This is a genomic window from Mycobacterium sp. NS-7484 (assembly GCF_001953975.1).
GTDB lineage: Bacteria > Actinomycetota > Actinomycetes > Mycobacteriales > Mycobacteriaceae > Mycobacterium.
Window position 1 is genome coordinate 1 of record NZ_MBEJ01000047.1, and the last position, 5724, is coordinate 5724.

The following is a 5724-nucleotide window of genomic DNA, read 5'->3' on the forward strand; positions in this document are numbered from 1 at the left end:
GCCGCGAACCGGCGTCGACGCGCACGAACTGCGACGTTCGCCGGAGTACCTCAAACTGCGGACGGATGTGAGTGACGCGGTCAAACTCGCGGCCGCGTAAGGCGTTCAGCGAAAGTGACACCAGGGTCGTAAACCTTCACGGGTAACGACCCTGGTGTCAGTTTCGGCGTAACCGGCGGTGCAGGAATCCGTCGATCAGGCCGGCGACCTCGTCGACATGCGTTTCCAGCAGGAAGTGACCGCCGTCGAGCAGGTGGATCTCGGCGTCGACGGCGTCCTTGCCGAAGGCCCGCGCGCCGTCGGGCCCGAAGATCGGATCCCCTTCACCCCACACGGCCAGTACGGGAACCGCACTGGTGCGCAGGTATTCGTGCAGTGCAGGGTAGAGCGGTGCATTGGTGGCGTAGTCGCGGAACAGCTTGAGCTGCACCAGATCATTGCCGGGGCGGGAGACCATGGCCGCGTCGTGCACCCAGGTGTCCGGGTTGACCAGGCTCTCGTCCGAAACCCCGGTCAGGTATTGCCATTCGATGCCGTCCAGGCTCAACGCGGTCCGCACGCCCGCCTCCGTCTCGGGGGTCTGCTCACGCTGGTAGTCCCACACCGTGGTCCAGAAACTGTCGACGAAGCCTTCGTCGTAACCGTTGCCGTTCTGGGTGACGATCGCGGTGATGGCCTCCGGGTGTCGCAGGGCCAACCGCCAGCCGATCGGGGCGCCGTAGTCCTGGACGTAGATCGCGTAACGGTCGACCCCGAGTTGCTCGAGCAGGCCGTCGGTGAGATCGGCGAGTGCGTCGAAGGTGTAGTCGAACTCGGTGACGGCAGGCGCATCGGAGTGCCCGAAGCCCAGGTGGTCGGGAGCGATGACGTGATAGTGCTCGGCGAGCCGGGGGATGAGGTCCCGGAACATGTACGAACTCGTGGGGAAGCCGTGCAGGAGCACGATCGCCGGCGCGTCGGGTGCTCCGGCCTCCCGGTAGAACAGCTGTTTCCCGTCGACGGTGGCGTATCGATGGTGCACGATCATGGCTAACTCCTATAACTCGTTTTAGCGGTTAGGCACAGTCAACGCCGCGACGAGTAACCTGTCAATAGGTTTTTGGAGGTTAGTTATGAAGCTGGTGGAGGTCGGCTCGTGCGACGAGGCCCTGCTGCTCGATCTGCTCAACACCACGCCGGTGAGCGACGGGGTGCAGCACGACGTGCTCAAGGAAGCCCCCGGTGCGCAGGACTGGCTGCGTGAACACGGGATGCGCAAGGCCGAACTGGCACACCTGATCGAGGCCCGGGACGTCCTTCAGGCCGTGGTGCGTGGGGCCGAGTCGGCTTCCGTGCTCGAACCGTTCGTCAAGGCAGTGGCACTGCGGGCGAATGCGACAGCGGACGGGCTGGACTGGGAACTGGACATCGATGATGCCCGGCGCGGGGCCGTGCGGGCCGTGCTGGCCTGGGATGCGTTGCAGAACACGAGCCCGGGGCGGCTACGCGCGTGCGCGAACCCGGAATGTCAGCTGTTCCTGATCGATCGCAGCAAGCCGAACACCGCACGCTGGTGCTCGATGGCGATCTGTGGAAACCGAATGAAGGCGCGCCGGCATCACCGGCGGGCGAAAACTACAGAGGCTGACCAGCAGCCGTGATCACACCGGCGGGTATGCCGGTGGCGGGTAGACGCCGCGCAGACCCCAGGCCAGCCACGGAAAGAAGAAGTCACTCTCGTCGCTGAGGTCGTAGTCAGGATTCGGATCCATCCCCGCAGTCTAGACGCAGGACGCCAGGGGCGAACAGGGTCGAGAACGGAATTGCCTACACTCTTCAACCATCTAGTTGATTGATTTCCCGGGCGAGGTCCGGGCGATGCTGATAGTGAGTGTGCTATGTCATCCGATGCAGAGGGCGGCCGGGGGCGCGGAGGAACGGCTGCCAACGGGACATCCCGCCGCGACGAGCTGCTGACCGTGGCGGCCAAACTGTTCGCCGCGCGCGGTTATCACGGCACCCGGATGGACGACGTCGCCGAGGCGGTCGGCCTGAACAAGGCCACCGTCTACCACTATTACTCCAGCAAGTCGCTGATCCTGTACGACATCTACAAGAGCACCGCGGACTTCACTGTTGAAGCCCTGCACGACGACCCCACGGCCTCGGCGCGCGAGACCATCTACAACTTCACCCGGCGGCTGCTGGTCGGCATCGCCAACGATCTGGAGCGCGCCGCGGTGTACTTCCAGGAGGGGCCCTACATCGCCGAGTGGTTCACCGAAGATCAGGTGACCTACATCCGGCGTGCGGAGACCCAGGTCTACGAGCATGTCCGTGACGTGATCGACCGCGGGATCGCCAGTGGTGAGTTCTTCGACTGCGACTCCCACGTCCTGGCTCTCGGCTACATCGGCATGACGCTGGGCGCCTACCGGTGGCTGCGTCCGCACGGACGACGCACCGCCGAGGAGATCGCCGTCGAGTTCAGCACGGCCCTGCTGCGCGGGCTGATCCGCGACGAGACGGTCCGCAACGAATCCCCGCTCGGCGTCGAGATCGGGGAGAAGGCTTAGAAGATGACCGATCTGTTCCGACTGGACGGCAAGGTCGCCGTCGTCACCGGTGGCGGCCGTGGCATCGGCCTGATGATGGCCCGAGGCCTGCTGCAGGCGGGGGCCTCGGTGTATCTGTCGAGCCGCAAAGAGGCCGAGCTCGACGCGGCGGTGAAGGCGCTGTCCTCGCTCGGCCGGGTGTCGGCGGTACCGGCCGACCTCGGCACCGCCGACGGCGTCGCCACCCTCACCGCAGCGGTCACCGGACGCGAGGACAAGATCCACGCGCTGTTCAACAACGCGGGCGCGGCCTGGGGCGCACCCTACGACGAGTTCCCGGAGTCCGGGTTCGACAAGGTCTACAACGTCAACGTCAAGGGCGTGTTCCTGCTGACCCGGGCGCTCACCCCGCTGTTGAATTCCGGTGCCACCGAAGAGGATCCGGCCCGGGTGATCAATACCGGCAGCATCGACGGCATCGTTGCGCCCGAGAAAGGACGCGACAACTTCTCCTACAGCGCCAGCAAGGCCGCCGTGCACATGCTGACCAAGCATCTCGCCGGTGAGCTGGCCCCGAAGATCCTCGTCAACGCGATCGCGCCCGGGTTGTTCGAGTCCCGAATGACCAAGGAGCTGTTGCGAGCCGGCGCAGATGAGGTCGGCGGGCACCTTCCGTTGGGCCGGATCGGCCAGCCCGACGACATCGCCGGCATCTCGGTGTTTTTGGCCAGCCGGGCCAGCGCCTACATCACCGGTGCGGTCATTCCCGTCGACGGCGGCGCGAGCACGATCCGATGAAGTTCTAGAACTCGATGATCTGGCGCACCGCGCGCCCGTCGGCGAGCTCGTCCATCCCGGTGTTGATCTGATCGAGCGTGATCGTGCCGGACACCAGGGATTCCACCGGTAGGCGCCCGGCCCGCCAGAGTTCGACGAAACGCGGGATGTCGCGCGATGGCACGGCCGAGCCCAGGTAGCTGCCGATCAACGACCGGCCCTCGGCCACGAAGCCCAACGGGGACACCGAGATTCGGGCGTCCGGGCGGGGCAGGCCGACGGTGATGGTGCGGCCGCCGGGACCGGTGAGAGCGATGGAGGTCTCGAGCGCGGCGGGATGTCCGGCTGCTTCGATCACCACATCGGCCTTGAGACCGGCAGCCTGTTCGGGGATGTAGGTCTCGTGCACCCCGAGCTCACGGGCGCGGGTGAGTTTGTCCGGGAGTTGGTCGACGCCGACCACGCGGACCCCCTCGTGGGCCAGCGCGGTCAGCGCCGCGGCCATCCCGACCCCACCCAGTCCGACCACCGCCACGGTCTGCCCCGGCCGAGGCACGCCCACATTCAGGACCGCACCGCCGCCGGTGAGCACCGCACACCCCAACAACGAGGCCACCACCGGCGGTACGTCACCGGCCACGGGCACCACCGAGCGACGGTCGACGACCGCGTAGGTGGCGAAGCCGGATACGCCGAGGTGATGGAACACCGGCTTGCCGTCGCGGGTGAGCCGGATGTCGCCGTTCATCAAGGTGCCTGCGCCGTTGGCGGCCGACCCGGGGCCGCAGGGCGTCAGGCCGTCCGTCGCGCACGCCGGACACGCGCCGCAGCGTGGCAGAAACGTCATCACCACCCGTTGGCCGACCGGCAGGTCGGTGTCCCCGGCCTCCACGATGCCGGCGGCTTCGTGGCCCAGCAGCATGGGCACCGGCCGTACCCGGTTGCCGTCCACCACCGACAGGTCAGAGTGGCACAGTCCGGCGGCCTCGATGCGCACCAGCAGTTCGCCGGGACCTGGTTCGGTGAGCTCCAGGTCGCTCACCTGAATCGGTTGCGATTCGGCGTAGGGGCGGGGAAGTCCGATGTGCTCGAGCACGGCGCCGCGGATCAACATGTCACCAGCCTGTCAGACTGCCGGGATGACCGACGGAGCCGAATTGACCCGCGAGGACTTTCCGCTGCACTGGCCGGTGCTGACGCGATGGACCGACAACGACATGTTCGGTCACCTCAACAACGCGGTGTACTACGAGCTGTTCGACACCGCGATCAACGCCTGGATCAACACCAGTTGCGACATCGATCCAGTCGCCGCGCCATGGCTCGGGGTGGTCGCCGAGTCGGGTTGCCGCTATTACGCCGAGCTCAAATTTCCCGACCCATTGGTGGTCGGTCTGGCCGTGGCACGGTTGGGCAACAGCAGCGTGACCTACCGGCTGGGGCTGTTCGAGCCCGACGGACCGGTGGCGGCGGTGGGGCATTGGGTGCACGTCTACGTCGACCGGACCACGCGTCGTCCCGTTCCCATTCCCGACGTGATCCGTGCGCTGCTGCAGTCGATATGCTCGCCCGATGCCACTCGTGAGCAAGACCGTCGAGGTTGAAGCCCCTGCCGAGCAGATCATGGCGATCGTCGCGGATTTCGAGGCGTACCCGCAGTGGAATCCCGAGATCAAAGGCTGCTGGATCCTGGCCCGCTACGACGATGGCCGGCCCAGCCAGCTGCGTCTGGACGTCGAGATCCAAGGGCAGTCGGGCGTCTTCATCAACGCCGTCTACTACCCGGCCGAGAACCAGATCTACACCGTTCTGCAGCAGGGGGACCACTTCACCAAGCAGGAGCAGCGCTTCTCGGTCATCCCCTTGGGACCCAACAGCACCTTGCTCCAGGTCGATATGGACGTCGAGGTCAAGCTGCCTATCCCGGCGATGATGGTCAAGAAGCTCATCGGTGACACCTTGGAGCACCTGACCAACGCCCTCATCGAGAGGGTGCAGCAGCTGTCGGCCTAGGCGGCACGGTCGGCAGCTGCCGCCCGCAGTTCCAGAACGCGGTTGCGGATGCGCCACTCGGTGGACCGAGGCATCTCCACGGACCGATACCGGCCGCGCCGGGTGCGGAGCACTCGGTCGTGTGCCATTTCCCAGCGCAACGCATCGGAGATGGCCTTCGACGGCCGACCCGCCGTCGTGAATCCTTGATCGTCGAGCGCGTCGACTAGATCGGCGACCGATTGCGTGCCGTACTGGAGCAGTTGCATGGTCAGCACATAGCGGAGATTGGTGCCCCGCAACAAGAGTTTGTCCGTCATGGCGTCACGTTGTCACGGGGCACCGACAGCTACCGCGGCCGCGGCTTTCGAACGCCTATCCGATGTGCCCGGCTAAGAGCGACAATTCAGCGACAATCGCC

At 66.0% G+C, this 5724-nt stretch carries 9 protein-coding genes; 5 read left to right on the forward strand and 4 right to left on the reverse strand.

All coding sequences use genetic code 11. From position 1 onward, the window contains the following. Window positions 1–157: 157 nt before the first annotated feature. Window positions 158–1027, reverse strand: coding sequence for an alpha/beta fold hydrolase (locus A5733_RS09075; protein ID WP_076239872.1), 870 nt, complete (start codon window positions 1025–1027; stop codon window positions 158–160). 85 nt (window positions 1028–1112) lie between these two features. Here A5733_RS09075 and A5733_RS09080 point away from each other — a divergent pair, with 85 nt between their 5' ends. Beyond that, window positions 1113–1640, forward strand: coding sequence for a CGNR zinc finger domain-containing protein (locus tag A5733_RS09080; protein ID WP_076239873.1), 528 nt, complete (start codon window positions 1113–1115; stop codon window positions 1638–1640). On the opposite strand, the gene A5733_RS27015 is transcribed toward A5733_RS09080, so the two are convergent. Next, on the reverse strand, window positions 1641–1751 hold the full coding sequence (locus A5733_RS27015; protein WP_003883225.1) for a hypothetical protein: 111 nt from the start codon (window positions 1749–1751) through the stop codon (window positions 1641–1643). Between the two features lie 126 nt (window positions 1752–1877). On the opposite strand from A5733_RS27015, the gene A5733_RS09085 reads away from it, so the two are divergent. Beyond that, the gene (locus A5733_RS09085) at window positions 1878–2555 is read left to right on the forward strand and encodes a TetR/AcrR family transcriptional regulator (protein WP_067770045.1); all 678 of its coding nucleotides are present in this window, start codon (window positions 1878–1880) and stop codon (window positions 2553–2555) included. A 3-nt stretch (window positions 2556–2558) separates the two neighbouring features. After that, window positions 2559–3332, forward strand: coding sequence for an SDR family oxidoreductase (locus A5733_RS09090; RefSeq protein WP_076239874.1), 774 nt, complete (start codon window positions 2559–2561; stop codon window positions 3330–3332). A gap of 4 nt (window positions 3333–3336) precedes the next feature. On the opposite strand, the gene A5733_RS09095 is transcribed toward A5733_RS09090, so the two are convergent. Further along, window positions 3337–4425 (reverse strand): alcohol dehydrogenase catalytic domain-containing protein, encoded by a 1089-nt coding sequence (locus A5733_RS09095; RefSeq protein WP_076239875.1) that lies wholly within the window; start codon window positions 4423–4425, stop codon window positions 3337–3339. A gap of 25 nt (window positions 4426–4450) precedes the next feature. Here A5733_RS09095 and A5733_RS09100 point away from each other — a divergent pair, with 25 nt between their 5' ends. Both A5733_RS09100 and A5733_RS09105 read left to right on the forward strand, forming a co-directional pair. Further along, on the forward strand, window positions 4451–4915 hold the full coding sequence (locus A5733_RS09100) for a thioesterase family protein (RefSeq protein ID WP_076239878.1): 465 nt from the start codon (window positions 4451–4453) through the stop codon (window positions 4913–4915). After that, on the forward strand, window positions 4884–5324 hold the full coding sequence (locus tag A5733_RS09105) for an SRPBCC family protein (RefSeq protein WP_076239876.1): 441 nt from the start codon (window positions 4884–4886) through the stop codon (window positions 5322–5324). Before A5733_RS09100 ends, A5733_RS09105 begins: the two co-directional genes overlap by 32 nt. On the opposite strand, the gene A5733_RS09110 is transcribed toward A5733_RS09105, so the two are convergent. Then, entirely contained in the window at window positions 5321–5623 is a 303-nt protein-coding gene (locus A5733_RS09110) for a hypothetical protein (RefSeq protein WP_076239877.1), read from the reverse strand. The genes A5733_RS09105 and A5733_RS09110 overlap by 4 nt on opposite strands. Between the last annotated feature and the right edge of the window lie 101 nt (window positions 5624–5724).

Bases quoted from the DNA above. Each gene is read 5' to 3' on its own strand.
- A5733_RS09095 (WP_076239875.1), bottom strand. From the start codon at position 4,425: ATGTTGATCCGCGGCGCCGTGCTCGAGCACATCGGACTTCCCCGCCCC.
- A5733_RS09075 (WP_076239872.1), bottom strand. From the start codon at position 1,027: ATGATCGTGCACCATCGATACGCCACCGTCGACGGGAAACAGCTGTTC.
- A5733_RS09110 (WP_076239877.1), bottom strand. From the start codon at position 5,623: ATGACGGACAAACTCTTGTTGCGGGGCACCAATCTCCGCTATGTGCTG.
- A5733_RS09090 (WP_076239874.1), top strand. From the start codon at position 2,559: ATGACCGATCTGTTCCGACTGGACGGCAAGGTCGCCGTCGTCACCGGT.
- A5733_RS09080 (WP_076239873.1), top strand. From the start codon at position 1,113: ATGAAGCTGGTGGAGGTCGGCTCGTGCGACGAGGCCCTGCTGCTCGAT.
- A5733_RS09085 (WP_067770045.1), top strand. From the start codon at position 1,878: ATGTCATCCGATGCAGAGGGCGGCCGGGGGCGCGGAGGAACGGCTGCC.
- A5733_RS09100 (WP_076239878.1), top strand. From the start codon at position 4,451: ATGACCGACGGAGCCGAATTGACCCGCGAGGACTTTCCGCTGCACTGG.
- A5733_RS09105 (WP_076239876.1), top strand. From the start codon at position 4,884: ATGCCACTCGTGAGCAAGACCGTCGAGGTTGAAGCCCCTGCCGAGCAG.
- A5733_RS27015 (WP_003883225.1), bottom strand. From the start codon at position 1,751: ATGGATCCGAATCCTGACTACGACCTCAGCGACGAGAGTGACTTCTTC.